The sequence below is a fragment of the Phormidium sp. CCY1219 genome, assembly GCF_035615515.1.
Lineage (GTDB): Bacteria > Cyanobacteriota > Cyanobacteriia > Cyanobacteriales > Laspinemataceae > CCY1219.
The window spans coordinates 1-390 of record NZ_JAJENT010000579.1 but is presented as its reverse complement, the minus strand read 5'-3'; the positions used below and the strand labels follow the sequence as shown (position 1 = coordinate 390).

At 48.7% G+C, this 390-nt stretch carries 1 protein-coding gene; it reads left to right on the top strand.

Annotated elements, in window-relative coordinates:
* On the top strand, positions 1 to 390 hold a 390-nt coding region (locus LKK83_RS16185; RefSeq protein WP_324632255.1), incomplete at both ends, for an RNA-guided endonuclease InsQ/TnpB family protein.

Below are 390 nucleotides of genomic sequence, written 5' to 3'. Positions count from 1 at the left end.
TCTGGTAACAAAGAAGGCGGACGGCTGGTATGTCACGTTAACCCTTGAAGACAAAAGCGTTCCTGCTTTGCCAGTTATCGAGATACAGCCCACTGAAACCAATAGCATTGGTGTGGATGCGGGGCTCGAATACTTCATCGCTTGCTCGGATGGCACCACGAAACAGCCACCCAAGTTTTATCGCCAAGCCGAAAAGAAGTTGTCTAAGCTCCAGGCCAAGCGAGATGCGAGGGCTAAGGGTTCAAAGCCTCGCCGCAAGTTGAATGAGCGCATTGCCAAACTGCATCAACGTATTGCAAGACAGCGGAGGCAGTGGCATTTTGAAACAGCTCAAGAATTAATCGACAAGGCAGAAGTCATCTTTGTCGAGGATCTAAAAGTTTCCAATAT